The organism is Streptomyces sp. NPDC059895 (assembly GCF_042731035.1).
GTDB lineage: Bacteria > Actinomycetota > Actinomycetes > Streptomycetales > Streptomycetaceae > Streptomyces.
On the sequence record NZ_JBHWKO010000046.1, the window covers coordinates 13,219 to 39,678 of the forward strand.

General features: G+C 70.3%; 21 protein-coding genes and 2 pseudogenes. 9 read left to right on the forward strand and 14 right to left on the reverse strand.

The annotated features are described in order from the left end of the window. The first annotated feature begins 33 nt into the window (after positions 1 to 33). Positions 34 to 1,233: a cytochrome P450 gene (locus ACFV9M_RS34345; protein WP_385077051.1), complete on the forward strand. Its 1,200-nt coding sequence runs from the start codon at positions 34 to 36 to the stop codon at positions 1,231 to 1,233. A 351-nt stretch (positions 1,234 to 1,584) separates the two neighbouring features. On the opposite strand, the gene ACFV9M_RS34350 is transcribed toward ACFV9M_RS34345, so the two are convergent. The 4 genes from ACFV9M_RS34350 to ACFV9M_RS34365 form a co-directional block, all read right to left on the reverse strand. Continuing rightward, a complete protein-coding gene (locus tag ACFV9M_RS34350) occupies positions 1,585 to 1,989 on the reverse strand; it encodes a hypothetical protein (protein WP_385077049.1) in 405 nt (134 codons plus the stop codon). Between the two features lie 405 nt (positions 1,990 to 2,394). Continuing rightward, entirely contained in the window at positions 2,395 to 2,571 is a 177-nt protein-coding gene (locus ACFV9M_RS34355) for a hypothetical protein (RefSeq protein WP_385077046.1), read from the reverse strand. Position 2,572: 1 nt separating this feature from the next. Continuing rightward, positions 2,573 to 3,229 (reverse strand): MFS transporter, encoded by a 657-nt coding sequence (locus ACFV9M_RS34360; protein WP_385077043.1) that lies wholly within the window; start codon positions 3,227 to 3,229, stop codon positions 2,573 to 2,575. A gap of 960 nt (positions 3,230 to 4,189) precedes the next feature. After that, positions 4,190 to 5,032: a helix-turn-helix transcriptional regulator gene (locus ACFV9M_RS34365; protein WP_385077040.1), complete on the reverse strand. Its 843-nt coding sequence runs from the start codon at positions 5,030 to 5,032 to the stop codon at positions 4,190 to 4,192. A 270-nt stretch (positions 5,033 to 5,302) separates the two neighbouring features. Here ACFV9M_RS34365 and ACFV9M_RS34370 point away from each other — a divergent pair, with 270 nt between their 5' ends. After that, a complete protein-coding gene (locus tag ACFV9M_RS34370) occupies positions 5,303 to 6,247 on the forward strand; it encodes an SDR family oxidoreductase (protein WP_385077037.1) in 945 nt (314 codons plus the stop codon). 635 nt (positions 6,248 to 6,882) lie between these two features. On the opposite strand, the gene ACFV9M_RS34375 is transcribed toward ACFV9M_RS34370, so the two are convergent. The 3 genes from ACFV9M_RS34375 to ACFV9M_RS34385 all read right to left on the reverse strand — a co-directional run bounded on the left by ACFV9M_RS34375 (position 6,883) and on the right by ACFV9M_RS34385 (position 11,012). Beyond that, positions 6,883 to 8,256: a family 43 glycosylhydrolase gene (locus ACFV9M_RS34375; RefSeq protein ID WP_385077034.1), complete on the reverse strand. Its 1,374-nt coding sequence runs from the start codon at positions 8,254 to 8,256 to the stop codon at positions 6,883 to 6,885. Positions 8,257 to 9,433: 1,177 nt separating this feature from the next. Beyond that, positions 9,434 to 9,886, reverse strand: a complete 453-nt coding sequence (locus ACFV9M_RS34380) for a GNAT family N-acetyltransferase (protein WP_385077073.1) — start codon at positions 9,884 to 9,886, stop codon at positions 9,434 to 9,436. A 148-nt stretch (positions 9,887 to 10,034) separates the two neighbouring features. Then, complete coding sequence (locus tag ACFV9M_RS34385; RefSeq protein ID WP_385077031.1) at positions 10,035 to 11,012, reverse strand: oxidoreductase; 978 nt, start codon at positions 11,010 to 11,012, stop codon at positions 10,035 to 10,037. 80 nt (positions 11,013 to 11,092) lie between these two features. On the opposite strand from ACFV9M_RS34385, the gene ACFV9M_RS34390 reads away from it, so the two are divergent. Continuing rightward, positions 11,093 to 11,698 carry a TetR family transcriptional regulator gene (locus tag ACFV9M_RS34390; RefSeq protein ID WP_385077029.1) on the forward strand — a complete coding sequence of 202 codons (606 nt, stop codon included), beginning with the start codon at positions 11,093 to 11,095 and terminating at the stop codon, positions 11,696 to 11,698. Positions 11,699 to 12,229: 531 nt separating this feature from the next. Here ACFV9M_RS34390 and ACFV9M_RS34395 read toward each other — a convergent pair. Next, positions 12,230 to 12,532, reverse strand: a complete 303-nt coding sequence (locus ACFV9M_RS34395) for an NIPSNAP family protein (protein ID WP_385077027.1) — start codon at positions 12,530 to 12,532, stop codon at positions 12,230 to 12,232. Between the two features lie 155 nt (positions 12,533 to 12,687). Between ACFV9M_RS34395 and ACFV9M_RS34400 the strand changes: the two are divergent. Next, positions 12,688 to 13,428: pseudogene (locus ACFV9M_RS34400) on the forward strand (integrase core domain-containing protein). 31 nt (positions 13,429 to 13,459) lie between these two features. Here ACFV9M_RS34400 and ACFV9M_RS34405 read toward each other — a convergent pair. Further along, a pseudogene (locus tag ACFV9M_RS34405) lies at positions 13,460 to 13,954 on the reverse strand (hypothetical protein); the annotation flags it as partial. A 217-nt stretch (positions 13,955 to 14,171) separates the two neighbouring features. Between ACFV9M_RS34405 and ACFV9M_RS34410 the strand changes: the two are divergent. Next, positions 14,172 to 14,546 carry a hypothetical protein gene (locus tag ACFV9M_RS34410; protein WP_385077024.1) on the forward strand — a complete coding sequence of 125 codons (375 nt, stop codon included), beginning with the start codon at positions 14,172 to 14,174 and terminating at the stop codon, positions 14,544 to 14,546. A gap of 219 nt (positions 14,547 to 14,765) precedes the next feature. Here ACFV9M_RS34410 and ACFV9M_RS34415 read toward each other — a convergent pair whose 3' ends face one another. The 4 genes from ACFV9M_RS34415 to ACFV9M_RS34430 all read right to left on the reverse strand — a co-directional run bounded on the left by ACFV9M_RS34415 (position 14,766) and on the right by ACFV9M_RS34430 (position 18,707). Beyond that, the gene (locus ACFV9M_RS34415; protein ID WP_385077021.1) at positions 14,766 to 15,692 is read right to left on the reverse strand and encodes an Imm49 family immunity protein; all 927 of its coding nucleotides are present in this window, start codon (positions 15,690 to 15,692) and stop codon (positions 14,766 to 14,768) included. Between the two features lie 315 nt (positions 15,693 to 16,007). Further along, positions 16,008 to 17,006 (reverse strand): type I glyceraldehyde-3-phosphate dehydrogenase, encoded by a 999-nt coding sequence (gene gap / locus ACFV9M_RS34420; protein WP_385076341.1) that lies wholly within the window; start codon positions 17,004 to 17,006, stop codon positions 16,008 to 16,010. Positions 17,007 to 17,113: 107 nt separating this feature from the next. After that, positions 17,114 to 18,070, reverse strand: a complete 957-nt coding sequence (locus ACFV9M_RS34425) for a GlxA family transcriptional regulator (protein WP_385076338.1) — start codon at positions 18,068 to 18,070, stop codon at positions 17,114 to 17,116. Positions 18,071 to 18,326: 256 nt separating this feature from the next. Continuing rightward, on the reverse strand, positions 18,327 to 18,707 hold the full coding sequence (locus tag ACFV9M_RS34430) for a MerR family transcriptional regulator (protein ID WP_385076336.1): 381 nt from the start codon (positions 18,705 to 18,707) through the stop codon (positions 18,327 to 18,329). Between the two features lie 58 nt (positions 18,708 to 18,765). On the opposite strand from ACFV9M_RS34430, the gene ACFV9M_RS34435 reads away from it, so the two are divergent. The 4 genes from ACFV9M_RS34435 to ACFV9M_RS34450 all read left to right on the forward strand — a co-directional run bounded on the left by ACFV9M_RS34435 (position 18,766) and on the right by ACFV9M_RS34450 (position 23,199). Next, entirely contained in the window at positions 18,766 to 19,956 is a 1,191-nt protein-coding gene (locus ACFV9M_RS34435; RefSeq protein WP_385076334.1) for an MFS transporter, read from the forward strand. A gap of 412 nt (positions 19,957 to 20,368) precedes the next feature. Next, a complete protein-coding gene (locus tag ACFV9M_RS34440) occupies positions 20,369 to 21,619 on the forward strand; it encodes a GNAT family N-acetyltransferase (RefSeq protein ID WP_385076332.1) in 1,251 nt (416 codons plus the stop codon). A gap of 378 nt (positions 21,620 to 21,997) precedes the next feature. Further along, entirely contained in the window at positions 21,998 to 22,468 is a 471-nt protein-coding gene (locus tag ACFV9M_RS34445) for a hypothetical protein (RefSeq protein WP_385076331.1), read from the forward strand. 197 nt (positions 22,469 to 22,665) lie between these two features. Further along, the gene (locus ACFV9M_RS34450; protein ID WP_385076329.1) at positions 22,666 to 23,199 is read left to right on the forward strand and encodes a hypothetical protein; all 534 of its coding nucleotides are present in this window, start codon (positions 22,666 to 22,668) and stop codon (positions 23,197 to 23,199) included. A 291-nt stretch (positions 23,200 to 23,490) separates the two neighbouring features. On the opposite strand, the gene ACFV9M_RS34455 is transcribed toward ACFV9M_RS34450, so the two are convergent. Next, positions 23,491 to 26,415 (reverse strand): AAA family ATPase, encoded by a 2,925-nt coding sequence (locus tag ACFV9M_RS34455; RefSeq protein ID WP_385076326.1) that lies wholly within the window; start codon positions 26,413 to 26,415, stop codon positions 23,491 to 23,493. Positions 26,416 to 26,460 lie beyond the last annotated feature (45 nt).

Consider the following 26,460-nt stretch of genomic DNA (forward strand, 5'->3'; position numbering starts at 1 on the left):
TCCCAGGATCGACACAACTGAGGAGCATGCACCGTGCCCGATCACCGCTCAGCGTCCTTCGTAGCCTCCGAACGGGACCGGACCTGCCCGTTCGCCCCGTCGCCGGACCTCCTCCGCATGCGCGAGGAGGACGGCCAGCCGCGGCTGCGCGTCTTCCATCCGATGCGCGGCGAGATCGAAGCCGTTGTCGTCACCAGGTACGGCGACGTCCGGGCTGCCTTCGCGGACGAGCGCCTGGTGACGGGCGACGGCATCGACCCGACGCTGCCGCGCACCCTCTTCAACCACCCGGGCTTCCTGCCTGCCTACAGCGGTTCGGAGCACACCCGCCTGCGCCGCATGCTCACCGGCAGCTTCACCGTCCGCCAGGTCGAGCAACTGCGGCCCGCGATCCAGACGATGGTCTCCGACCACCTCGACGCCATGGTGGAACACGGACCTGTCGTCGACCTGGTCGAGGCGTTCGCCCTGCCCATCCCCTCACTGGCGATCTGCGAACTGCTCGACGTCCCGTACGGAACACGGTCCATGTTCCAGCGCTGTTCCCAGGTGATCATGGACGGGACGGCCGATGCCGACCAACTGGTGGCCGCATCGGCCGAGCTGAACGCGGTCATGGCGGACATCGTCGCCCGTAACCGGGTCACCCCCGGGGACGGAGTGCTGGGCTCGGTGGTCCGGCAGCATGGCGCGGAGCTCACCGACGACGAACTCATCGGATTCGGAACCACCCTCCTCGTCGGGGGACATGAGACCACGGCGACCATGCTTGCCCTGAGCGTGCTGGCCCTGCTCCGCAATCCGGACCAACTCGCCGCCCTCCGCGACGATCCCACGGTCACGGGCACAGCCGTGGAGGAACTCCTGCGCCATCTCGCCATTGCCGCGCCGCTCCTGCGCACGGCCGTGGCCGACGTCGACATCAACGGCAACAGGATCGCCGCGGGTGAGCACGTACTGCTCTCCCCCCTGACCGCGAACCGCGACCCCGACCTCGTCCCCGAGCGCCCCGACGACCTCCACCTCCGCCGCCGTCCGGTCGCCCAGCTGTCCTTCGGCTTCGGCGCCCACCAGTGCCTCGGACAGCAACTGGCCCGACTGGAAATGAAGATCGCCCTGCCGGCCCTGCTGCGCCGCTTCCCCACCCTCCGACTCGCCGTCCCCGAAACCGACCTCCGCTTCCGCCAGGACTCGACGGTCTACGGCGTCGAGGCGCTCCCGGTCACCTGGTGACCGGCCGACCACCCGCCTCCGCACCTCAGTTTGATCGGTGACCTCAGGTGTCGAACATCCCCTCGGAGTCGCCGCGCCGGCCCGAGAGGAAGGTGTCTCCCGGGCCGGCACGTACCGGGCTGACGACGTCTGGAGCTCTTCCGGCAGCGCGTCTTCCGGCAGCGCGTCTTCCGGCAGCGCGGCGGCGAACGGTCCAGCGGTTCCGACGTCCCAGCGACCCTGTGTGAACGCATCCGAGCACTACGAGGCGAACCTCGCGTGGTACGTCGAGACCCTCATGAGGAGATCACCGGTCGTCGCCGCGCGGTCGACACGCTAGCCCAACGGGTCGGCCCGGTCAGTCCTGCGTGGTCAGATGCGGTAGCAGAGGTAGATGTACTTACCCCCGGCTCCCATGTTCAGGTCGACGTCGATCCGCTTGAACCCGTTCGGCGGGTTGGCGCTGGGGTCGTTGGAGGAGATGACCGCGAGGTCCTCGATGGGGTCTCCCACCGTTCGGGTGAACGTCGCGTAGATGTAGGCGCCGCCGGCGCCCTTGTTGAGGTCGGTGTCGATCTTCTCGTAGCCGGGGGGCGTGGGCTGGCCCTGGCCGATGAGGAAGTAGATGTCGGTGATGGGCCGGTCGGCTCCGTCCCTCTCGTACGCGAAGTACAGGTACTCGCCGCCTGCGCCTTCGTTCAGGTCCACGTCGATCTTGAACCAGCCGGGGGGCGTCGCCTCGCCGTTCTCCAGGACAGTGAGGTTGGTGACAGCCACGTATGCCTCCAGGTGTGTGCGGGGGCGGCTGCCGGACAGCAGATCCGCCCACGCATGACTTCCCTGGGCGATCAAGTCGATACATGAAGTGACGGGCGTGTGAGAGTGCGCATGGGCGCATGAGTGGTGCTCGCGCGCGTTGTCGTGAACACCCGCCCACTGACGCGAACGGTCACAGTCGTCCGCAAACCGCGGCTTGAGGCCCATACCAGCGATCCCTGTCCGCAGGTCAGCCGCTTTCCGGGTTGGTTCGTGTCCGCTTCCGGGTGTGAGGTGCGCCGGACGCAGACCGAAGGGCACGGCTGATGGCGCAGACGAACTTCGACCAGCAGGTTTGACCAGCAGGTGGGGGAGTCCGCCGGATCACGCGGGTACCTGAACGCCAGAAGATGGCGTCGGTCCGCTTCACGCCGTCCAGATCCCGGCCGTCCAGTCCTGGTCCTGGCCGGCCAGGACCCGTCCGGCCGATGCCGAACAGAAGGACGACTTCTCGACAACCTGTGCGATGAAGAATTCGCCCGGCTGCACCCCGTGGTCAGAGCCCTGGTCGAGACACCAGGCACCCGGGGGGCCGGCGGTCATTTCAGCAAGTTGGAGGAGGGCAGGGTGATGTCCTCGGCCCCCTGTCCGGCCCTGTCGGCGGGGACCGCGTCGGCCTTCGGGGCGCGCAGCGCAGCGGCGGCGAGGAGCGCGCCCACCATCTGCAGCCGGCGGCCACGAGGAAGGAGGTGTGATAGCCGCCGGTGGCGGCCTCGGCTGGGCTCTTGCCCTGGCTCGCCAGGGTGTCGGTCCGGGAACCGGCCAGCGCGGCCAGGATCGCCACCCCGAGGGCGCCGCCGATCTGCTGCGTGGTGTTGACCAGGCCTGAGGCGAGGCCCGAGTCGGCGGGCGTTGCACCGGACATGGCCAATCCCATCGCGGCGGGGAGCGAGAGGCGCGCGCCGACGCCGAGCAGCAGCACCGACGGCAGGATGTCTGCGGAGTAGGACGCGTGTACGGGAAGCCGGCCGAGCAGGGCCAGTGCGACCGCCGTGATGACCATGCCGGCGAGCAGCACGGTGCGCGCCCCGAACCGGGTGATGATTTCGGCGGAGCAGCCGAGCGAGATCACCGCAATCACGATGGGGCCGGGCAGATAGGCCATGCCGGTCCGCACCGAGCTGTCTCCCGTCACGGACTGTAAATAAAGGGCGAGCAGGAACTGGAAGCCGAACGTGCCCTCAAGAGAGTTGGGAGACACGACCCAGGCCGGCTGTGTGCCCGTGTGCCCGTGTGCCCGTGTGCCCGGGGCGCCGGGCTGACCGGAGAGCGGGTGTGCGGGGGCTGCGGTGAACGGCTGAGGCCTGATGCGCGGCCTGATGCGCGGCCTGATGCGGTGTACCGCTCGCCGGCATGTCGTTCCAGGCAGTGGCGTCGGGACCGGCGGTTGCGCCAGCGGGTAGCCGCGGAGCCGAGCGGTTCCGGCCTGGCCGAGTGCCCCGAGTGCGGGGCGACTTGGGTGGCTGGGTGGACCGCTGTCCCGTCTCATTTGATCTTGCCCGTGGCCGAGGGTGTGATCAGGGATGATGCAAAGGGGGCGAGACGGATCTTCGGCGGAGTCTCAGCTGGTGTTGTCTCCCCGCAGCACTTCCACAGGGTTGTCTCACTTGATGCTGTCGGTCAGTCGTCTTCGACCGCTGTGCGCCGGCGGAAGGCGGCTCGGCGGCAGCGCCCCGAGCAGTGGCGAGCGTCAAGACGTCGGTCGGTGCCGGTCGTCCAGGTGCCCCCGTGGACTGGGCACTCCATCGTTTCCATGCGGGAGGACGCATCACGCAGTGCGCGTCGGCGCTGCTGTCGCCTCCGGTTGCGTGATCTGCGTGCGGTTGCTGACCACACGGGCCGCCATCACGATCAGGACCAGGCGAATCACCCGCCGAAGCTCCCGCAGGCGCGGGCAGTCGGCCTCCCGTGAGGCCGACCTGGACTGATCGTTTTCAAGGTCAGGGCCATCCTCTGCGCCTTGCCGCGGCACCCATCGGGCTCTCAGCACCACTGTCCCACCACCGGCGAAGCCGCGTCAGTGACATCGCCGGGCCGGCGCCGGCACAGCACTCGCCACCCACCCAACACCTTCATGTTCTCCGCGATCCGCACGCTCCCGCGGGTACCGACGGTCAGATGGGACGACGGGAATGTGACGACGGGAATGTGACGACGGAGCCTAGCGGAGCGCCTGCGTTCCTACGGCGGACAGCAGTTGCAGCTTTTCGTAGCTGTCGCTGCCGGGAACGGCGGTGTAGACGAGCAGGTAGTGCGACTGGTTAGGGTCGAGCAGTGTCTGGCAGGTCAGTTCCAGCGCGCCGAGCTCGGGGTGGGTGAAGTGCTTCACCTCGTGGGGACGAATGCCGACCTCGTGGTTGTTCCACACCTGCCGGAACTCCTCGCTTTGAGTGAGGAGCAGGTCGGCGAGGTGCGCCGCCCGGGAACCGGGACCGCGCAGGGTGACCACCCCGCGCAGGCCCGAGGCGAACATACGGGTGAGGAACGGGTGCTCGTCGGGAGCGTAGAGCTGTCGCGTGGCGGGGTCGGTGAACCAGCGGTAGCCGAGGCTGCGGGCCGGGCCCTTGTAGACGGTCAGGTCGCCGGTGAGCGCAACGCCCAGCGCGGTCTGCCGCAGCGTCTCGCCGAGTTCGGTGACGATCTCCGCGGGAGTGTCGTGCAGGCGGTCGAAGATGCGCAGCAGGCCGGGGCTGATGTGCTCGCTGACCTCACCCCGCGCGGGTGGGTTGTGTCCGGCGAGCCGGAACACGTGGTCACGCTCGTCGAGGGAGAGGTGGAGACCCTGCGCGATGGAAGCGATCATCTGCTCGGACGGTTGGGGTCCACGCTCCCGCTCGAGCCGCGCGTAGTAGTCGGTCGACATGTGGCAGAGCGCGGCCACCTCCTCCCGCCGCAGCCCGCTTGTCCTGCGGCGCCGGCCACGCGGGAGACCGACGTCTTCCGGCTGCAACGACTCCCGGCGGCGCCTGAGAAACTCCGCCAGTCCGCTCCGGTCGATCATCATGGATGCCTCCTTCGGCGCTGCCCTCATTCCTACCGCCCGCGGATCTACGGATCCACGCCCTGACGATCCCCCCTTGGCAAGCGTGTCGCTGCACAGGCAGGCGACGGCCCTCTGGTGATCCTTCGGGCGATCGCCGCCTGGGATCCCGCATCCCCCGACACGGCTCCGGCCGGACGGTGGCTTTCCGTATCAGTGGATCGAGCGGCCCTGCATAACGCCGCCGTCTTCCACGACGGTGGAAGCAACGACGCAGCCTCCAGGAGTGAACACATGCCACGCAGGCCCATCGACATCACCGTCCCCGACCTGACCGGTAAGCGCGCCCTCGTCACCGGAGCAAGCGACGGCATCGGGCTCGGCCTCGCCACCAGGCTCGCCGCGGCCGGGGCCGAAGTGCTCCTGCCTGTTCGAAGTCCACACAAGGGCCGGGCCGCGATCGCCACGATCCGCCGGACGACCCCCCACGCGAACGTGTCGCTTCACCCTCTCGACCTGTCCTCGCTCGCCTCCGTCGCAGCCCTCGGCGAGACCCTGCGAGCGCAGGGAAACCCGATCCACATCCTCATCAACAACGCCGGCGTCATGACGCCGCCCGACCGGCAGACGACCGCCGACGGGTTCGAGCTTCAGTTCGCCACCAACCACCTCGGCCACTTCGCGCTGGCGGCCCAGCTGCTGCCGCTGCTGCGCGCCGGCCACGCACGCGTCACCTCGCAGATCAGCATCGCGGCGAACAGGGACGCCATCAACTGGCAGGACCTGAACTGGGAACGCTCCTACGACGGAATGAAGGCGTACAGCCAGTCGAAGATCGCGTTCGGGCTCTTCGGCCTCGAACTCGACCGTCGCAGTCAGGCCGGCGGCTGGGGCATCACCAGCAACCTCTCCCACCCCGGGGTCGCTCCGACGAACCTGCTCGCCGCGCGTCCCGAGGTCGGCCGTGACAAGGAAACCGGGGGCAGGAAGCTCATCAGTGCCCTGTCCGCCCGCGGCATCCTCCTCGGGACCGTCGAGACCGCGAACCTTCCGGCCCTCTACGCCGCGACGGCTGCCGACGCCCAGGGCGCCCGACTCTACGGACCGAGCGGTCTCGGTCACCTCGGCGGCCCTCCTGGCGAACAGAAGCTCTACTCCCGTCTTCGCAGCACCGAGGACGCCCAGCGCGTCTGGCACGTCTCCGAAGAGCTGACAAAGGCGTCGTTCCCCAACGGCTGAGGCACTCGACGCCTCCGCCGCGATCGCCGACCTCGGATTCAACTCCCACCATGCGGTAGTACAGCTCGGCAGCCCACATCCAGATCCGTCTCACGATCGCGTCCTCGGCTCTGTCGTGGGGTTCTGGTCATGGACGTCGCCGGCGTTCCGCATGAGCTGATCCGCCCGCAGGGCTCGCCGCAGCGAGCAGATCGCCGCCTGCCTGCCTGCGGGCTGGCCTGGCTCTCGGTCTGCCGCCGGTAGGCGGGCTCGTCGGCCGGGCGCAGGATGTACAGGGTCCTGGCGATCCGGCCGTAGCGGGCGATGGCATCGCCGAGCGGGGGTCGTTCGGCCGGCCCGTCAGAGCATGCGGATCACGGGTGGATCAAGACGCCTGGATCGAGCGGATCGACGCGCACACGCGGCAGACGTCCCTGCGCTGCCGCGCCCCTCGTCTCGGCCGTCGTCTCGGCGGCGCTCTGCGGAAACCGTGCGCCGTCACACCGTCACACCGTCACGCCGTCGACCTGGCGCCATGGCTCACGGATGCGTCCGGAGGGCCCGTGCGACGCGGCCTGCGGTGACGAGCGCTGGGGCGGTGCGGTCGGCCGCCGGAAGAGGGGGCGGGCCTGCGGCCGACCGCGCTCCACGTGTGGTCAGGCGCTGTCGCGGCGCTTGACGTAAAGGCGCTTTCCCTTGGGGCCGGTCCACTCCAGCCGTACGACGCCGGGTACGGCGGCGCCCTCGACGCGCGCGGAGTTGGAGTAGTAGCCGGCGGCCGGGTTGAGGAAGAACGTCGCCCACAGGCCGCCGCTGTGATCCACGAAGAAGTTGTTGTGGCCGGCGCCGACACCGGCGGTCCATCGCTGAGAGTACGGACCCTCGAACGTGTCCGACACGGCGACGACCGCGTCGTACTGGTACTGCACGCGGCCGGTGGCGGCCGTGTCGTACGCCTGCCGCGTCGTGCCGTCGCCGTTGAGCGAGGTCCGGTCCCATGCGGCGTGGACGAGGTAGTACTTGCCGCCGTACTTGAACACGTACGCGCCTTCGAGATAAGGCTCGGGGGAGTAGGGCTGCTGCTGGAACGTCGGAAGGCCTGTCGGCGTGACGATGTCCTCCATGTCGTCCGTGAACTTCGCGTACAGGTTGTTGTGCAGGACCAGCCACGCGTCGTCGCCCTCGGAGAAGAGCCCGCCGTCGATGTGGTGGTACGCGCCGGGCTCGATGAAGCTCGGCCCCCCGATGAACGACTCGCCGAAGGGCTTCTCGAGGTTGCCCTCGGCAAGCCGGTACGGGCCCTCGACCCCGCCCTCGCTCACCAGCAGGAAGGAGCCGACCTTCTTGGCGTAGTCGCCCGTGCACGCGACGATGTACCACTTGCCGCGGAAATAGTGCACTTCCGGCGCCCAGGCATGGCCGCGCTTGCCGTACTTGGTGTCGTACCAGTACTCCTGCCACGGAGCGACGACGGTGCGCCCGGACCGGTTCTCGTCGACGAACTCGGGCGACCACACCTTGCCCTTCTCCGCGTCGGGCCGGATGCCGGTCGTGTCCGCCAGTCTCCACGGGCCCTGGAGCGAGGGGGCGGTCCACACGAAGATGCCGTCGTTCCACGGGGCGGCCACGTCGAGGCCGGGTACGCGCGTGGTGCCGGTGGCGACATACAGCGGACGGCCGTCGACGACGAAGCAGTTGACATACGTGTCCCGTATCCAGACCACGCCCCGCTCCTCGTCACGGGGGCGCAGTTCGAGCGGAAGGACGAAGGAGTTGTCGTCGCGCGGCCACAGGTCCAGCCGGGTGTCCGCCACGCCGTAGGAGCCGGGGTCGGGCCAGTTCGACGGGTACCGCTGCGCCGACGCCGACGCCGACGCCGACGCCGACGCCGACGCCGTCTTCGCGGGCTGCGCCTTCGCCGGTGCGGCTTGCGCCGAGGCAGCGGGCAGCGCGGTTGTCACGCCTATGCCGGCGCCTGCTGCCAGCAGGGACCGCCGGCCGACGTGCGACCTCTTCTCGGCACTGGTCATCAGTCACTTCTCCTTCGTCGTCAGGGTGCTGGTGCCCTGCCCGCGGCCGTGAGGGGGATCGCGGGCGGGGTGCAACGGGGGTGGGCCGGGAGTCGGGTGTGTGTCTTCCGTCTCCCGCGCGCGCCGTGCCGAGGACGTCATGTGCGGCGACGCGGGGGTCATCTGAACGGGACGGCGGGCGGAGCCGATGGCCGGGCCCGGCCCGGACCTGCAGCACGGTTCCGCCCCGCCGGAGAGCGGTGCATGTGGCCGGGGAGCCGGCCGGCTTCGAAAGCCGCGACAGCGCGACGGCTATGAGTGGTGCGGAGACGTCGCCGCCGGATACGGACGTCCCGTACAGCCCGTCAGCGAGGCCATGAAGTCCGCATCGGTCGAGGGAGCCTGGCTCGTGTGGCCGTTGTCGCAAGAGCCTTTCGTTCCGCGTCCGACGCGGGCCGACGGGCTGTCCTGGGGTGACATGCTGTCAGCATGTGAACGCTTGCTGATTTTCGTCAACACTCCGGATAATTAATCCGAAGCGTCCGGTATGCGGACGGGTGTGGGTGTCGAAGGTTTACGCAGGTCGCCCGAGGGATCGAGGGACCGGACGGGAATTCATAAGATCATGTAACAGGGTGGCGCGGTCGCGGTCGCGGTCGCGGTCGCGGTCGTCGGCCGTTCCGGGCGAAACGGGAGAGGGGCGAAGTCGAACCGCTCGGCGGACTCCCACCGCCACGTACCCCGCCCGGAGCGGACGCGCCGTGTCGCTTCGCAGCTGCCGCCGTCGTTTTCCACACACCGCGCGCGTCCGGCACCACCGTCCAGGGGTCGCAGGCGTCGGCCCGGTCACTGCCGGGGGCGGCGTCGCCGACGGCAGCCGGGGGATCGCCGCCCGCATCCGGCCCGCCCGGCCCGCGGCCAGGGTCGCGTGCCACGCCGGCGCGGCCACCGCGACCGCTGCCCGGCCCTCCACGACACACAGCACCCATCCGGGCTGCCCTCCCCGGCCCGCTCCGACTTCCACGAGCGCGTCATCGGCCCTCGGCTCCCGCATCTCTTCCAGCGTCGGTCCCACTGGCAACCGCAGGTCATGAGCGAGGCCGCCGCGAAACGGGTGCCGCTTTCGCCGCTGCGGGTGGCGCGGGCGGTGCCCGATGCCCCTCGGGTCGGTCGGCCCGGGCCGGAGGCGCGGCCGGGTTCATCCCTCCGCAGGGCGGTCGTGGAGGTCGAGGGTCCAGTTCTGGCCGACGAGATCGTGGCCGAAACTGTGGTGGGGCTCCTCGTCGGCGAGGACGAAGCCGAAGCGCTCGTAGATCCTGCGCGTGGACACCAGGTTGTCGTTGGTCCACAGCGTCACGCGCCGGTAGCCGGCCTCGCGGGCGAAGGTCAGGGACTCCTCGACGAGGCGGGTGCCGAGGCCGAGACCCCGGGCGGCCGGGGTGACGAGCAGGACTCGCAGCTTGGCCACCCCGGGGCGGTCGTCGGCGACCAGGAAAACGCAGCCCGCGCGTTCGCCGTCGACCTCGGCGATCCAGGCGACCTCGGTGGCCGGGGAGTGCCGTGTCGCGTAGTCGGCGACGATCTCGGCCACCAGGGCCTCGACGTCCGTGTTCCACCCGAACTGCCGGTCGTACAGCTCGCCGTGAGCCATCACCACCCAGCCCAGGTCGCCAGGACGGCCGACACGGCGGACCACGTCGGGGTGCCGTCGACTGCAGCAGTTCCAGGAGGGAGGGTGAGTGCCGGACCTGCACCACGGTTCGCCCGCCGCGAAGACCGCTGCGCCACTCGGCGCGACGTCAGCCCGTAGTGCCTGGCGTCGAAGGCGGCCTGATCCGCCGGGGTGTTCCGGTTCGGAACGTGAAACGCACATCGGTCAGTTGTTCCGACAACTCCCACAGGCGGCGGCCGGTCTCGGCGTCGGCTGCCGCGCGGGACAGCTGTACCAGTGCCGGTCCGCCGCGCAGTTCGGCCACACCGTCCGGCCCGATGAACTGACCGCTCTCGACACGCGGGTCGGTGGCGGCGTACAGCTGTGGCAGCGCGCCCTGGTCCGGGGACTGGGCGAGCGGGGTGAGGATGCGGCCGTACAGCAGCCTCACCATGCCGACCGGCGCGCTCGTCTGCAGGTTGGTGGCGGTATAGCCGGGATGGGCGAGCACGCTGCGCACCGGGCTGCCGGCCTGGGCCAGCCGCCGGTGCAGTTCCCGTCCGAAGACGGCGTTGGCGAACTTCGACTGGTTGTAGAAGGCCATGGGCGAGTACGAGCGTTCGCCGGTGAGGTCGTCGAAGAAGAGGCGTCCCTGCCGGTGGTTGGCCGAACTCACCGTGACCACACGGGGGGCGTCTCCGTCCTCCAGCAGGTCGAGCAGCAACCCGGTGAGCGCGAAATGGCCGAGGTGGTTGCAGGCGAACTGCAACTCGTGGCCCTGCGCGCTCAGCGTTCGGGGCGGCGCCATCACGCCGGCGTTGTTGACGAGCACGTCCAGCCGGGGATGGTCGGTGTGCATCTGACGCGCGAAGGCTCGGACCGAGTTGAGATCGGCCAGGTCGAGTCGTCGCACCTCAAGGCGGGCACTTGGCTGCTCGGCGGTGATCTCTGCGACCGCCCGGTGGCCCTTTTCCACGTCGCGTACCGCGAGGATGACGTGCCCGCCCCGGAAAGCGAGCGCCCTGGTGGTCGCCAGTCCGAGGCCGCTGTTGGCTCCGGTGACGACGAACACCCGCTTGGTCTGCTCCGGGATCCGCGCGGCGGTCCAGCGCTGATGCTGTGTCATGTGGCACACGCTGCCCCTGATGGCATCAAGTGTCAAGGCGCTACTGAGTGCCATGTGCGACATTGAGTTACCATGACTCGGTGAGCAGCCGTCCTGAAGTCAGCCTGGCCCAGCGCAAACGTCAGCTCGTCTCCGACGAACTGACCGAAGCGGCCTTGCAGTTGCTGGCCCTGAAGGGGTTCGACGCGGTGACCGTCGACGAGATCGTGAGCACCGCCGGCGTATCCAAGCGGACCTTCTTCCGGTACTTCGCGTCCAAGGAGGACGTGGTCGTCCAGTTTCTGACCGAGATGGGCACCGGCATCCGCGCAGAGCTGGCGGCGCGCCCCGGCGAGGAGCGGCCTTCCGTGGCGCTGAAAACCGCCGTCTCAGTCCCCATCGCCGCCTGCGCCGACCACTCAGACAGAGCACTGCGCGTTGTTCAGCTGATTCTGCGTACTCCCGCACTTCACGCGCGTTTCCTGGAGCGCCAGGCGCGGTGGCACGGCGACCTGACGGCGGAACTGGCACACCGCCCGGGGCTCGCCCCCGACACCGATCTGTACCCGCAGATGGCCGCCGGAATGGCGCTGACCGCCTTCAACACCGTGCTGCAACGGTGGAGTGACAGCAACGGTGCCGAGGACCCCACCGAACTGATCGACCGGGCTTTCGCCCTGATCTCCCCGGCCTTGGATGCCCGCTGACGACAAGCCCCGCCTCCACGGGCTGGGGCGCTCGCGCGGCGGCCCGACCACCCAACCGCGTCCGGCCGTCGAACAGCGGCAGAAGCCCATCATGTCGATCGTGATCACGGCCGGGCAGCGGGCGACTCTCCGCAGTTCGAAGCCGTCCCGTCCCAGGCCGCGTCCGGGTGCCGCGGCCCGGGACGGGACGGCCAGCCACGCACCCGACCGGGGCGGGGCCGCGCCGGCAAGGCGTACGTTTCCCGCAAGAACCGCGCCCACCTGCGGCGGCGTGGCATCCGCTGCACGATCGGCGACGAAGCCGACCAGGCCCGCAACCGCAGGAAACACGGCTCTCGTGGCGGCCGGCCGCCGACGTTCGACACGACCGACTACCGCGAGCGGCACGCCGTCGAGGGCGGCGGCAGCAACCGCCTCGAAAGGCACCGCGCCGTGGCCAAGCGATACGACAAGCCCGAGGTCCGATACGAGGCGACCGTGCTGGTCGCGGCCATCGGTGCATGGCTGTGACCAGCACGGTCGCCGCAGAACCTAGTCAAGCGGTCTCAGGAAGCGACGTTCGTACCGGCGGATGCACCCCGTCCGCCGAGCCAGCTCGATCGTCTCCTGACACTCCGGATCGCGCGCGCTGTCGGCGCGGTAGCGCTCGTATTCCGCAAGGCTGGGGAAGGAGAAGAGAGCGTACGCGATGTCGCTGTCGCCCTCGCTGGGCAGGAAGTAGCCGTGGTGTGTTCCCCCGAACCGGTTGACGAGGGCGACCCACCGACGGCCGTACTCCTCGAAGTCCTCGATGTGGTCAGGATCGATCTCGTACTTCAGGTGGACGGTGATCATGCAACGACATGATGCCCGAGCGGCGGCACAGGGCGGCGGGAGGGGGAGGCTTGCCCCTTCGCGTGCGCCGCGAAGGGGCATCACAATCCTGAGGCTGCCCCTTTGAAGTGGACACCCTGACAATGGATCTTGATGGTCCAGGGAGGGATGCCCAGGTGGGACGGAAGTCTCCGTATCCGGAGGAGTTCCGGAACGACGCTGTCGCGCTGTACCGCGCGTCGGACGGTAAGCGGACGTACGCGGCGGTGGCCGCGGATCTCGGGATCACCGGGGAGACGCTCCGCACGTGGGTCCGCAAGGACACCAGCCGGCCCGCGCCCGAGCCACCGGGCGGCACCGCGCTCAGCCCGGCCGAGGAGCTGGCCCGGCTGCGGACTGAGAACCAGCGGCTGCTGAAGGCGGAGAAAGAGTGGCAACCGGAACGAGAGATCCTGCGCCGTGCAGCCGCCTATTTCGCTCGGGAGGTGAAGTGAGCTCAGCCCCCACCGCTGGGACTTCATCTCCGACCATCGCGCCGCCTTCGGCGTGCAGCGGATCTGCCCGCAGTCGCCGCCCGCGGCGGCCGGGTCGACGGAGTCGTCTTTCACACGGACAGGGGCACCCAGTACGTCAGCCGGGCCTTCGCCGAGGTCTGCCGCCGGCACGGCATCCGCCACAGCACGGGACGTATCGGATCGAGCTACGACAACGCCCTGGCCGAGTCGTTCTTCCAGAGCATGAAACGCGAGTTGCTCCACGGGCGACGCCTCACCTCGAAGGCTCAGACACGCCTGGAGCTGTTCCGCCGGCTCGCCTACTACAACCGGCGCCGCCGCCACTCCGCCCTCGGCTACCTCACACCAGCCGAGTTCGAACGACAACTGATCTCGTCACATACGCTGTCACTTGTCGCATGAAGCCCGGTGTCCACTCCCGAGGTTGAGCCTCAGAGCCGTCCTGGCCCTCACCGATGTCCAGGTAGATGCTGCCGTCCCTGGGGTGCACGTGGTGGCCGGCGCCGTGCCCGACCGTCTCCAGTTCCCGGTGGGCGAGCACCACCCCGCTGTCGGCGTCGTACACGACCCATTGGTCTCCGCCTCCGCGCCGCGCCGTCGCGTCCGGCCGGTAGACCCGCACGGTCCGGCCGTCCAAGGACAGGGCACAGCCAGGCCGGTGGCCATGGCGCACCTCGGAGCGCGGCTCGAAGGCCGACGCCCACACCAGGTCACCGGCGCGGGTGAGGCAGACGACCCCGTTCAGCGTCGTGTACACGACCCGCTTCAGATCGGGCCGGACCGCCGACGCCACGACCTCGTCGTCGGCCCGTGGCTGGAACACCGCGGCAGGCTCCAGCGTCCCGAAGGCGCCCGGGTCCATCACGTAGGCATGGATCCACCCGTCGCGGTGGCGCGTGATGACCTTCGAAGGCCCCGCAGGAATCATCCGCCGAGGCTAACGCCCAGCTCAGGCCGACCGACAGCCGGCCTTCCGATGGCTCCTTGGCTCTCCGTTCCTCCGTGTCGCGGTCGGCACTGCTTCTCCGCGTTTTTCGGGAGTTGTTTGTTCGGCGCCAGTGACCGAACGCGAACAATGCGCGAGCCGCTACACCTGGAGCGCACGGGCCCACCACCTGCCTACCTGCCAGGAGGAATGAAGGATCATGAGTGTGATCAAACGAATCGCCGTCATCGGTGTGGCAGCCGCCTCGCTCGTCGCCGCCGGCCTGGCCACGGCTCCCGGCGCCTCGGCCGACACGGCCTATGGGTGCAACTGGCCGCGGGTCTGCTTCTACCTCACCGACGCCGACTGGAACGCGCGGGTGCCGACCGCGGCCTACCAGGACATCACCAGCAGCCCGCAGAATCTCGGGTCCCGCAGCTACAACTCCGAGTGGGCCTTCAACTCCCGCAATGACGACGGGGCGTTGTTGTACTACACCAACGGCTCGACGCTCTGTCTGCGCCCGAACAACTGGGTCGACAACAACGACTGGGTGGTCAACAAGATCCGGATCATGGACTCTCCGACCTGCTAGCCTCGACCTTTCGACAGGGCCCGTCGACGGAATCGGCGGGCCCTTTCCAGGTTTGATGTCCGGGGCGGCGGCCCTTTCGTTTTCCGGGGGCGGGGCCCGTCGTCTCGTGTCTTCTGGAGGTCGCCGACCTCCTGGTCCTCTTCATGGTGGCGTTCGTCATCGACGGCTCCAGCCGGCCGGCGCCCGCCGTCCGCCGTCGAAGGGGGGAGGGAGAAGTGATCAGGAGGCGGCGGGGACGGAGGCGTGCAGCAGCGAACCGGGGAGGTAGGCGGACCCGATCCGCAGGTCCCAGCCGTGCACCTGCACAGCGAGCGCGGCCAGGGCGATCGCGCCCAGGGGCAGCAAGCTCCTGGGCGCGGGGTTCTCACCGACGCCCGCGCGGTGCTCCACGAGCCGGTCATGCAGCGCATCCTCGAAGGCGCTCTGGTCATCCCGGAGCAGGATGCGCAGCAGGCGCTGGTCGGGGCTCCTCGCGCCGGCGGCATCGAGGGCGAGGGCCGCGTCGAGGCGTTCGTCGACGGACGGCATGCACAGTGTCACCTGCGGCCAGTCACGGGGGAGATGTCCGCGGGCCGGGGCCAGGTAGCCGCACAGGGCGTCCATGTGCGCCAGGTCGGCCGGATCGGAGACGGAGTCCCTCTTCGCGTGGGGCAGGTTCGTGTGCAGCATGGGTGCGTAGTCGCCCCGGAGCAGCAGCCCGAACGCCCGCTCCCAGTTCCCCACCAGGCCGCTGGCCACGCAGATGTCGAAGGCTTCGACCCACGTGCGGGCGGTGACCGTGTCGGTCGCGTCCCGCATCTCGTCGTAGTCCATCTCCCCGCTGGTGAAGCGCGTCCGGGTCAGCGGGAAGGGGATTTCCCAGTCGCCTTGCGGGCAGCAGCCCATCTCCAGTACGCCGAAGAGGCATTCGGCCGCCGTGGTCAGCGCAAGCCGGGTGCGCTCGTCCTCCAGGTGCGGGTCCTGCGTGCTGCGTGCGGCGACATGGTCGAGCAACTCGTGGCCAAGCTCCGACAGCATCTCGCGCATCGGATACCCGCGCTGGTAGACGTCCTCGAAACGGCGCTGGACACGGCCCGCCATGTCACCGAGCGCCTGCTCCAGGCGCTGCTGGTTCACCGGATGGCGCGTCACGTCGTTGATCCCCATCCAGGCATCCTGTCAGCCGCCACCGACACCCTGCCACTCAGAGGGTGTGGACATGTCCCTGAGCATCGGCAACCTGGGCTTCGAGGGCGCTCCCGCACCCTCCGAAGGCCGGGCAGACCCGCTTCTGTGACCGGGCGCGCGGGGTTTCCCCGCGGGCCCCCCGGGCCCACCCCGCCCCCCCCGCCGGCCGGGCTACCCGTCTTTGTGTTCCGGGCGGGGGTGGTCCACGCGCCGCCCCCCTTGTAAACCCTCCCCGCCCAGGGGAAGCGCCGGCCGGCGCGGTCACCGGAGGCGGGGTACCACCCCGGCGTCCGGTCAGCGGGTGGCGAGGAACTCGAGCGTGTCGATCACGCGGTTCGAGAAGCCCCACTCGTTGTCGTACCACGCGACCACCTTGACGTGCCGGCCTTCGACGCGGGTGAGGGCCGAGTCGAAGATCGACGAAGCGGGATTGCCCGTGATGTCGGACGACACGAGCGGGTCTTCCGAGTACTCGAGGATGCCGGCGAGCGGCCCCTCCGCTGCGGCGCGGTACGCCCCCAGCACGTCGTCGCGTGTCACATCGCGCGCGACGGTCGTGTTGAGTTCGACGATCGAGCCCACCGGCACCGGTACGCGGATCGAGTCGCCCGACAGCTTGCCGTCGAGGTTCGGCAGCACCAGGCCGATCGCCTTGGCGGCGCCGGTCGTGGTCGGCACGATGTTGACGCCGGCGGCCCGGGCGCGACGGGCGTCGCGGTGCGGACCGTCCTGCAGGTTCTGCTCCTGCGTGTAGGCGTGCACCGTCGTCATGAACCCGTGCTCGATACCGGCGAGTTCGTCGAGGACCGCGGCCAGCGGCGCGAGCGCGTTGGTGGTGCAGGAGGCGTTCGAGACGATCGTGTGCACGGCCGGGTCGTAGGCATCGGTGTTGACGCCGAACGCGAGCGTGACGTCGGCGCCGTCCGACGGCGCGCTGACGAGTACCTTCCTCGCACCCGCGTCGAGGTGGGCGCGGGCGGCCTTGGCCGAGGTGAAGCGGCCGGTGGCTTCCAGGACGATGTCGACGCCGAGTTCGGCCCACGGCAGCTGCGCCGGTTCGCGCTCGGCCAGCACCGTGATCCGGCGGCCGTCGACGACGAGGGTGTCCCCGTCGACGGTCACCGGGCGCCCGAGCCGACCGGCCGTGCTGTCGTAGGCGAGCAGCCGGGCGAGAGTGGCGGGCTCCGTCAGGTCGTTGACGGCGACGATCTCGAGGGCGCTGTCGCGTTCCAGCAGTGCGCGCAGCACATTGCGTCCGATGCGGCCGAATCCGTTGATGGCGATGCGAGTCATGAGTGATGTCCCTTCCCTTCGCCACCAGGGTCGCCCGCGGCTCGCGCCGCTGACAGTGGCGGGATGGCCACGGTTCAAAAGGATCCCGCCACGCGGCGCCGGGCGGGTCACTCGCCCCGGGTGAAGGTGCGCCGGTACTCGCTCGGTGTGGTGCCGAGGATGCGCTGGAAGTGCAGGCGCAGGTTGGCACCGGTGCCGAGCCCGACGTCGGCGGCGATCTGCTCGACGCTGCGCTGCGAGCGTTCGAGCAGTTCGCGGGCCAGGTCGATGCGGGCGCGCATCACCCACTGCATCGGCGTGTAGCCGGTCTCCTCGACGAAGCGCCGGGAGAACGTGCGCGGCGAGACCCCGGCCTGACGCGCCAGCACGTCGAGGGTGAGGGGCTCGCCGAGCCGGTGCAGCGCCCACTCGCGGGTGGCGGCGAAGCGCTCACCGAGCGGCTCGGGGACGCTGCGCGGCACGTACTGGGCCTGGCCGCCGCTGCGGTAGGGGGCGGCGACCAGACGCCGGGCCGCGTGGTTGGACGCGGCCACTCCGAGGTCGCCGCGCAGGATGTGCAGGCACAGGTCGATGCCGGAGGCGGCGCCGGCCGAGGTGAGCACGCTGCCCTCGTCGACGAACAGCACGTTCTCGTCGACCTGGACGAGCGGGTGCCTGGCCATGAGTGCCCGCGTGTAGTGCCAGTGCGTCGTGGCGCGCCTGCCGTCGAGCAGGCCCGTGGCGGCGAGCGCGAAGGCACCCGTCGAGATGGCGGCGAGCCGCGCGCCCCGGTCGTGCGCGGCGATCAGTGCGTCGACGACGGCCTGCGGAGGGTCGTCGCGGTCCGGGAACCGGTAGCCGGGGACGAAGACGATGTCGGCCCACGCGAGCGCGTCGAGGCCGTGGGCGACGTAGTACGCGAGGCCGTCGCCGCCGGTCACGAGACCGGGTGTCGCCCCGCACACCCGCACCTCGTACGGCATGCTCGCGCGGGTCGTGAAAACCTGCGCGGGAATGCCGACATCGAGCGGCTTCGCACCCTCGAGCACAAGGACGGCGACGCGATGCAGGGGGGAGGCTGGCACAGGAAGAGGTTACGTGGGGCGTGACTTCGAGACGCCCACGGCGCGGACCGGGCAGACGCCACACCGGCCGGGCTGTCTTCCACGTCGCGGTCCACCGCCCGTCCCACCCTCCGCCCGCTTCCAGCCGATCCGAGACCAGACCCGCGCTCAAGAGGAACCTCTACCCTCCACGCTCTCCAGAGCCCCCAACACTGTCTCAGCCGCCCGTACCGCGGAATCGGATCCGGCCGGTCATGTCTTTGCGGGCGGCTCGCGTTCAAGCCGGCCGGAGCCCGGTTGCCGCTGGTTCCGTGCCGGCCTCGATGACGGTGTCCAGCAAGCTGCGCGACGCCTGGAGGTCGTCGATGGCGCGGGTGATCCGCTCGCGCTCACGGCGCAGCTCGGCGACCAGGTCCGAGCAGACCGGCACCAGCCGCTCGCCCTCCTCACGGACGCAGGGCAGCACTTTCGCGATGGTGTCCGTGGTCAGCCCCGCGGTGAGCAGCGTCCGGATGCGGCGCACCGTGTCGATGTCCTTCGTGCAGTAGACGCGGTAGCCGCTGGGCAGGCGGGCCGGTTCCAGCAGGCCCTGCTCCTCGTAGTAGCGCAGCTGCCGCTCACTGACCCCGGCTCGCCGCACCATCTCGCCGATCCGCATGGCCGCCTCCTCTCCTCGACTTGACTCTCACACCGGTGTCAGACTTTAGCGTCACCCCATGAAGAAGAGCTCTGTGATTCTCACGGCCCTGTGCGTGTCCGTGTTCGTAGTGGGGACCTCCGAATACCTCGTCGCGGGGCTCCTGCCCCAAGTCGCCGACGACCTGGGAGTGTCGGTGGGGGCAGCCGGGCAGACCGTCACCGCCTACGGTCTCGGCGTGGTCATCGGCGGTCCGGTGGTGACCCTGCTCACCGCCCGCATGCCACGCAAAGGCCTGGCCCTGTCGCTGATGCTGCTGTTCGCGGCCGGCAGCGCCGTCAGCGCGTTCGCGGGTTCGTACGGGGTTCTCCTCGTCGGCCGCGTCCTGTCCTCGCTCAGCCACGCGGCGTTCTTCGCGCTCTCTCTGGTGGTCGCCAGCCGGATCGTCCCCGAGGAGAAGGTGGGACGGGCGACGGCGGCCGTCGTCTCCGGCCTTACCGTGGCGACCCTCCTCGGCGTGCCGCTGGGAGCTCTGCTGGGCGAGCGGACCACCTGGCGGACGCCATTCTTCGTCCTCACGGCGCTGGCCCTGCTCGGCACCGCGCTGCTCGCCGCCGTCCTGCCGCGCCAGGCCGCCGTATCGGCAGGCGCCCGCGCCGAGGTCCGTGTCATGTCGCAGCGCCCAGTGCTGCTCGCCATCGCGACCACCGCCGTCGGATTCGCGGGCGTGGCAACGGTCTTCACCTACATCGCGCCGCTGCTCACGGACGTCACGGGATTCGCCGCGTTCGTGGTCTCGGTCCTGCTCCTCGCCTACGGGGCCGGCAGCTTCCTTGGCAACATCATCGCGGGGCGCCTGACCGACCGGGCACCGGCGGCCACCCTGCGCGGTGTCTTCGCGGCCCTGGCGCTGCTGCTCGCCTGCATTCCGTTCGCGGTGACGTGGAAGCCGACCGCAGTCCTGGCCGTGCTGCTCCTAGGGCTGCTCGCCACCGCTACCATCGCCCCGCTCCAGGGCCTGATCCTGCGGCACGCCCAGGAAGCGCCCACACTTGCGGTCTCCGTCAACGTCGGCGCTTTCCAACTGGCCACCGCCATGGGGTCAGCGATCGGCGGGATCATCGTCGAGGCCGGCGTGCTGCGCTGGACCGGCCTCGCGGGTGCGGTACTGAGCGCACTGGGCCTCATCATCTCCTGCTACGCGCTGCCCCGGCAGCGCGGGACCACCACGATGGTCACGACTGACACCCCTACGTCCACCACAGCTTGAGTGGTCTCGATCCGGAGGGGTTCTCCCGTCATGCGCGCCGTACAGATCGATGTCCACGGAGGCTCGCTCTCGCCGGCATCGCCGTCGCGAGCTCCTCCGCGGTGTTCTCGGTCGTGACCGCGTGACCGCCATGTCGTCACAGATAGCCACCGGTCGGGGGACCGGCTGCGCTGGTCTCCCTGCCATCTCGGCGGAGAGCTTCAACGCACCGACAACCCTGACCTGCCTGCTGCGCGAGGAGTTCGCCGACCTGGAGCGGCCGACTCCGCCCGTCACCATCACGAGCAGTCACACGGTCGGAGGCATGGCGCCTGCACCGACGTGGCAGGAGCGCGGACTCATCTGCGCAAGGATCGGCGTCCTGCCGCGTAATTCGGTCGCATCTGGGCTCGGTGTCCGCTACACAGGCGCGGTGACTGATCCCTATCTCCTCCGTCCCGTCACCGACAGCGAGTTCGCCGTATGGGCCCGGATGATCGCCGGCACCTACGGCAGCGACCGGTCCGATGAGGATCTCGCCGCGGAACGCGCCGTCATCGAGCTGGACCGCACGATCGCCGCGTTCGACGGGGACACGCCCGTGGGAGGCACCGCGATCTACACCCGGTCCCTCACCGTCCCCGGCGCCGATCTCCCGGTCGCGGGGGTCACCTGGGTCGGCGTGGCCCCCACCCACCGGCGTCGCGGCATCCTCACCTCGCTGACGCGCAAGCAGCTGACCGGCCTGCACGAGTCCGGCGGCGAGCCGATCGCCGCTCTCCGCCCCTCCGAAGCCGCGATCTACGGCCGCTTCGGCTACGGCCCCGCCACCCGCGGCAACCGGATCCGCTGCGACAAGCGGTCCATGCGCTTCCGCCCCGGAACCGATTTCGGCGGCGGAAGCATCCAGCTCCTGGACCGCGACGCAGCCCGCCCCTTGATCGAGAAGGTCTACGACCAGGTCCGCAACGACTCCATCGCCTGGCCCGACCGGGCCCAGCGGTTCTGGGACAGTCGGCTGGACGATGCCCCGCACTCGCGCGGCGGCGCGACATCGCTGCGATACGCCGTGCACCATGCCCCAGGCGGCGACACCACCGGGTATGCCCTCTACCGGATCAACGACGCGCGGGACGTCCTGGGCAACGACATGAGTGCGGTGCAGGTCGTCGAGCTGGCAGCGGCCACCCAGCAGACATACGCCGCTCTGTGGCGTTTCCTTGCCGGGATCGACCTGGTGCCGTGGATCGAGTACGAGGCCGCCGTGGACGAGCCGCTGCCACACCTGCTGACCGAACCCCGGGCCGTCCGCTCGACCGTGGTCGACCGGCTGTGGGTGCGACTGGTCGACGTCGACCGGGCCCTGGCCGGGCGCCGCTACTCCACCCCGCTGGATGTGGTCCTGAACGTCGAGGACGACTTCTGCCCCTGGAACACCGGACGCTACCGGTTGCAGGCTGAGGGCGATGCCGTCATCTGCGAGCGCACGAAGGCCCCCGCCGACCTCCAGCTCACCGCAGCGGAGCTCGGGGCGGCCTTTCTCGGCGGCACAACGCTCGCCTCCCTCGCAGCAGCGGGCCTGGTCCGGGAACTGCGATCCGGCGCGCTGGCCCGCACCACACGCGCTTTCCGCGCCGACCGCGAACCCTTCTACCCCGGCGGCTGGGCATTCCCCGCCTACTGAAGAACGCACCCCTCAGGCGGGACAGCAAGCCGATGGGCTCGCTCTGCCTGCCGGCGTCCGTCGACCGCCGACTCCGGCCACCCCACGAAACCACGGCTCACGACAGCACTCGCGAGGAGGGATCACGGTGTCACCCTCTCGATGCGGTGCCGGTCGGGGTGCGGTTGCCAGTGGCTGGCCTCCGGCGTGACTGCGGCCGGGTGACCAGGTATTCAGGACAGGCCTGCCGGTCGTACTCCGAAATCAGCGGGTTCGGGTGCTTGGACGGTGCTCCGGGGAGAACCGCTGGGGGTGTGATGGGCCTGGGCGGATACCTCGCGGGTTCCGCTTCGCCGTGTGCGACAAGACGAGGCCTCCGATCCGGAGAGGACGTTGGAGATGAGTTACGACCTGCAAGCGGTGATCGCTGGAGGAGAGGTGCTGTCCAGTGCGGCGCGGGACCTGCCTGCCGCTCGGTTGGCGTCGATCGGACAGGGCCTGTCGCTGATGCCGATGACAGACGCCCTGTTCGATTCCGTTGCGGACGGCAGCGGTGCGGGCGCGTTGGGGTTCTGGCGCTTGCCGGTCGGATTCGAGGACACCCTCGCTGCATGGTCAGCCGGTGGGCCGGTGGCCTACGTGGAGGCTGAGTACTTCGGCGGCGTGGGCGAGCAGCGGGCTGCCGTGTGGAACGGTGGCACTGTCGTGCTGGGACCGCTCCACATCGAAGAGGGCCAGTCGTTCTCGCCCGCCGGTAGTCCCATCTCCCAAGCACTGCGGCGGTTGGGCGTAGTGGCAAGCGCCGGCGCGGACGAGTTCTCATCCGTGGGGTTGGACCGGCATCGACACGGCGAGGCGTGGATTGCCTGACGCGCGACGGGGTGTCCTGTCGAGCTGAAGGGCGACGCCGTTGTCGTCGCGGATGACATGTGTGGTGGTCAGGCGGCAGGTTGCGAAGGAGTCGTCGTTCAGCAGCAGCCGGGGAGGCGCAGGCGCGGAAACCGGCGCGCCAGGCTGACGCTTTCCGTGCCGGCATGCGGTTCCATTGAGCGGAGGAGGGGGTGTCCATGGCGCACGAGATGATCACAGTCTGCCTGCCGCCGGACGCCCACCAGTACCTGCAAGCCGCGATCGAGGAGGCCATGGCCCCCTTCGACCTCAACGGCGACCACGAGCCCTACCAAGGCGAATGGGACCAGTGGTGGCTTGGGCGGCCGGGTGAGGAGTTCGATGTACTGCCCGGCCACGAAGGCGACCCCCGTCTCGTCCGAGCGCTGCGGGACGCCCGTGGGGAGAACCGCCACTGGGCACGTGGACAGTGCGACGGAGGCCCGCGCGGTCTCCTCGACTTCCAGGGCATGCGCACCCGCGCCGCGCAGTTGGCCGCGCGTCTTGACTCCTGTCGCGTCAGCCGGACTCCGTACCGGCAGAGACAGCCCGAGTGGGCAGTCCCCACGGACCACCTGCTCACCCTGGACGGAACGTGGATCTACGTCACGGCCGTTACCCAGTCCGGGATGACTTGTCTGGACTTCGCTAACACATACCTGGACGATCTGGCACCGGACATCGTGATCGTCCGTCTGCGCATCCACTGCTGATGGACACCCGAGCGGACACGGGCCCGGGCGCTGGGCGACCATGTCCCGCAGTCCGTGCGCGTTGATCGAGCGGACGGCTTGGCCGGCGCCGGCGCCGGTGAGCGCGGCGACGTAGGTGCGGGCCACCCATGTCGTGTGCCGGGCCGCCTTGCCGGCAGACACGCTGATCAGGCGGCGGTGTTCGGCCTCGGCTGCCCGGTCGTTGTCATTCGGCCGGGCCAGGGCCGCGTTGCAGGCCGCGGGGCCGGCCTTGTGGCGCGCGTCATCGAGCCGGAAGGCCGGCCGTGCCCGTCAGGGCTCGCGCAGCGACTGCGGGAGCGCGGTCGAGCGCGCGCTCAGCTCCGCGCGGTTGGCGGCCCCGGTCTTGGTCATCAGGCTCGCGATGTGCTTCTCCGCCGTCCGGGGCGAGATGAACAGACGGTCCGCGATGTCCTTGTTGCTCAGCCGCTCGGCGAGCAGCCGGAACACGTCGAACTCCCGGACGGTGACGCCCAGGGCGCGCAGATCCTCGGGGATGCCGCTCGTCCCGCTGCGGTGCTGGTGCACGGGAGCGCCCAGCCGGCGCAGGGCGGCCCGGCAGGCGTTCGTGACGGCGGGCACGTCCTGCTCGTGGAAGTAGTGCTCCGCGCGGCGCAGCCAGGCCACCGGCTCGCCCCAGCCGTCCTCGTGCGCCGCGTCCGAGACCAGCCGCAGGCCCAGATGCAGAGCGGCCGGATGGCAGGCGGCTTCCCGCAGGGCCGCCTCGGCCTCCTCGGTGGCCCGTGCGCCCTGACCCTCGCGCCCCAGCAGGACGGCGCCGGCCAGGGTGACGAACTGGCGGTTCCACCGCATCTGACCGGCCGCGGTGGCGGCCACCTCCTCGTACCGGGCCCGGGACACGGAGCCGGACAGCACGTCGAGGAGCAGCCCCACCCCGTGGGTGCCGCCGAGGTGGTAGGTGCTGGGATTGTCCTTCTCCAGCGCGGTCAGCGCCCGCAGCTCCGCGCGGGCGAGGTCGCGGTCCTCCTCCATGAGGGCGCAGAAGGCGCGGGCCATGCCCAGGGTGAGGGGCTCCTCCTGGGAGCCGGCGCCCTCCCACTCGGCGAACGCCTCCAGCGCGGTCTCCATCGCCCGCCGGTCGCCGAGATGCGCCTCCAGCGTCGCCAGCGCCATGAGCACGTACCGCACGGCGGGCGCGAGCCGGAGCCGGCGCACCACGGCCAGGGTCTCCGCGGCGGCCTCGCGCGCCGCGTCGTACGCGCCGCGCAGTACCGCGTCGAGGACGAGGATGCCGTCCACGGTGTGCACGATGCTGACCGAGCCCAGCCGCAGCGCCTCCGCACGGGCGGCCAGCAGCCCCGTGGTGTCGCCCTCCGCCAGCCATTCGTTGCCGCCGATACGGGTGGCCGCGTACATCCGGCGCAGCGGCAGCCGGTGGCGTTCCGCCGTCGACAGGGCCTGTTCGAGCATGGCCTGCGACTCGTCGGGATCGCGTTCGCGGGCCAGCGTCGCCAGCAGCTCCCAGGCCTGGCAGGCGACCGCGGGCAGCCCGTGGCGTTCGGCCGCGTCCGCGGCGGAGCGCGCCAGTTTCTCCGCGTGCTGGGTGCGGTCGGTGCCGGGGGTGTCGAGAGCGAGATAGGCGGCGGTGACGTCGACCAGGGCGGTGGTGGCTTCGTCCCGCGCCGCCCCGAGCACCTCGCGGGCCCGCTCGATCTGCTGGTTCCCGTCGCTCCAGCGTCCCGCCATGTGCGCCACCTTGGCCAGCCGGGTGTGCAGGACCGCGAGGCGCGACGGGCTCAGTCCCGCGCTGTCGAGGGCGTGCAGATGCTCGGCCAGGTCGAAGGCGCGGTCGAAGTCGCCGGACTCGGCGAGCGCCGGAAGCAGGTGTTCCAGGGCCTCGGCCCGTTCCTGCGGGTCGGTGCCGAGGGCCAGCAGGTTCTCGGCCCGGCTGAGCAGCGTCACCGCGGAGCCGAGCGCGCCGGCCGCCAGCGCCCGGCGGCCGGCCTCGGCGAACAGCCGTCCGGCCGCCGCGTGGTCACCCGCCTCGGAGCGCAGCTTCGCGACCAGTGCGCACCACTCTCCCGGGAGCCGCGGATGCAGCTCCTGGACCGCCTCGGCGCCCCGCCGCGCCAGATCCGACCGCTGACCGGGCGTCAGCTGGGTGAACAGCGCCTCCACGGTGGTCGAGTGCCGGAACGAGTACCAGTCGGGTGCGGGCTCGTCGGATATCACGAGGCGGGCGGCGACACCCGCGTGCAGATGACTGAGCAGCGCCCGGTCGTCGACGCCGGTCATCCGCTGGAGCACGGTCAGCGGGAACCGCCGGCCCAGCACCGCCGCCGCCGACAGCAGGGTCAGCCCCTCCACGCCCAGCCGGTCGATGCGGCGCAGGATGCCGCGGGCCAGCGTGGAGGAGACGTCGCTGCGGGGCTCGCCCACCGTGCGCCAGCCGTCCGGCCCCTGCACCAGGGTGCCGGCGCCGATCATCGACTGGAGCAACTCCTCGACCAGATAGGGGCTGCCGACGCTGTCCTCCCACAGCCGCTCCAGGACCGGCCGCGGAACCTGGTCGGCGGTGGTGCCCAGCTGCGCCGCGATCAGCTCGTGCACCTGGGGGCGGTTCAGCGGCGGCAGTTCCACGACCGAGGCGGCGCCCCGGCGCCGGGCGGACTGCGCCAGGTCCAGGGCGTCGCTGAAGTCGGTGCGGACCGTCGCCACCAGCAGCACCGGCGTGTACTCCAGGTTGTCGACCAGGTATTCCAGGACGCCGAGCGTCTCGGGGTCGGCGTCGTGCAGGTCCTCCAGGAGCAGGAGCCGGCCGTGGCCGTGGTCGGTGGCGATGAGCAGGCGCAGTACGGCCTCGCCGAGGATCACCATGGAACTGCGGTCGCTGTCCCCGGTGTTCCAGTCGGGGATGAGGCGCCCCAGGACGGGACGGTAGGGTCCCAGTTCCAGCTCGTTCAGCGGTTCACCGCTGCGGAACAGCGACATGAGCGCCTCGGTCAGCGGCCGGAACGGCACGGCCGGGCCGGTGGTGCTGCTCCGGCCGCGCAGCACTCGCATGCCGCCCCCCAGGGCGGTTCCGACGGCTTCGGCGGCCAGCCGGGACTTGCCGACCCCGGCCTCGCCCACCAGGAAGACGACACCGCCGCGTCCCTGTCGGGCATCGGTCAACATCCGCTCCAGGAAGCCCAGTTGGGAGTCCCGGCCGACGAGTGAAGGCGCATGGAGACGCATGAACTAAAAGCATAATAGGAATATCTGGAACCGTGGCAGGTCGTC

Bases quoted from the DNA above. Each gene is read 5' to 3' on its own strand.
- ACFV9M_RS34355 (WP_385077046.1), bottom strand. From the start codon at position 2,571: ATGACCGCCGGCCCCCCGGGTGCCTGGTGTCTCGACCAGGGCTCTGAC.
- ACFV9M_RS34365 (WP_385077040.1), bottom strand. From the start codon at position 5,032: ATGATGATCGACCGGAGCGGACTGGCGGAGTTTCTCAGGCGCCGCCGG.
- ACFV9M_RS34370 (WP_385077037.1), top strand. From the start codon at position 5,303: ATGCCACGCAGGCCCATCGACATCACCGTCCCCGACCTGACCGGTAAG.
- ACFV9M_RS34375 (WP_385077034.1), bottom strand. From the start codon at position 8,256: ATGACCAGTGCCGAGAAGAGGTCGCACGTCGGCCGGCGGTCCCTGCTG.
- ACFV9M_RS34380 (WP_385077073.1), bottom strand. From the start codon at position 9,886: ATGGCTCACGGCGAGCTGTACGACCGGCAGTTCGGGTGGAACACGGAC.
- ACFV9M_RS34385 (WP_385077031.1), bottom strand. From the start codon at position 11,012: ATGACACAGCATCAGCGCTGGACCGCCGCGCGGATCCCGGAGCAGACC.
- ACFV9M_RS34395 (WP_385077027.1), bottom strand. From the start codon at position 12,532: ATGATCACCGTCCACCTGAAGTACGAGATCGATCCTGACCACATCGAG.
- ACFV9M_RS34410 (WP_385077024.1), top strand. From the start codon at position 14,172: ATGAGTGTGATCAAACGAATCGCCGTCATCGGTGTGGCAGCCGCCTCG.
- ACFV9M_RS34415 (WP_385077021.1), bottom strand. From the start codon at position 15,692: ATGGGGATCAACGACGTGACGCGCCATCCGGTGAACCAGCAGCGCCTG.
- gap (WP_385076341.1), bottom strand. From the start codon at position 17,006: ATGACTCGCATCGCCATCAACGGATTCGGCCGCATCGGACGCAATGTG.
- ACFV9M_RS34430 (WP_385076336.1), bottom strand. From the start codon at position 18,707: ATGCGGATCGGCGAGATGGTGCGGCGAGCCGGGGTCAGTGAGCGGCAG.
- ACFV9M_RS34435 (WP_385076334.1), top strand. From the start codon at position 18,766: ATGAAGAAGAGCTCTGTGATTCTCACGGCCCTGTGCGTGTCCGTGTTC.
- ACFV9M_RS34445 (WP_385076331.1), top strand. From the start codon at position 21,998: ATGAGTTACGACCTGCAAGCGGTGATCGCTGGAGGAGAGGTGCTGTCC.
- ACFV9M_RS34450 (WP_385076329.1), top strand. From the start codon at position 22,666: ATGGCGCACGAGATGATCACAGTCTGCCTGCCGCCGGACGCCCACCAG.
- ACFV9M_RS34455 (WP_385076326.1), bottom strand. From the start codon at position 26,415: ATGCGTCTCCATGCGCCTTCACTCGTCGGCCGGGACTCCCAACTGGGC.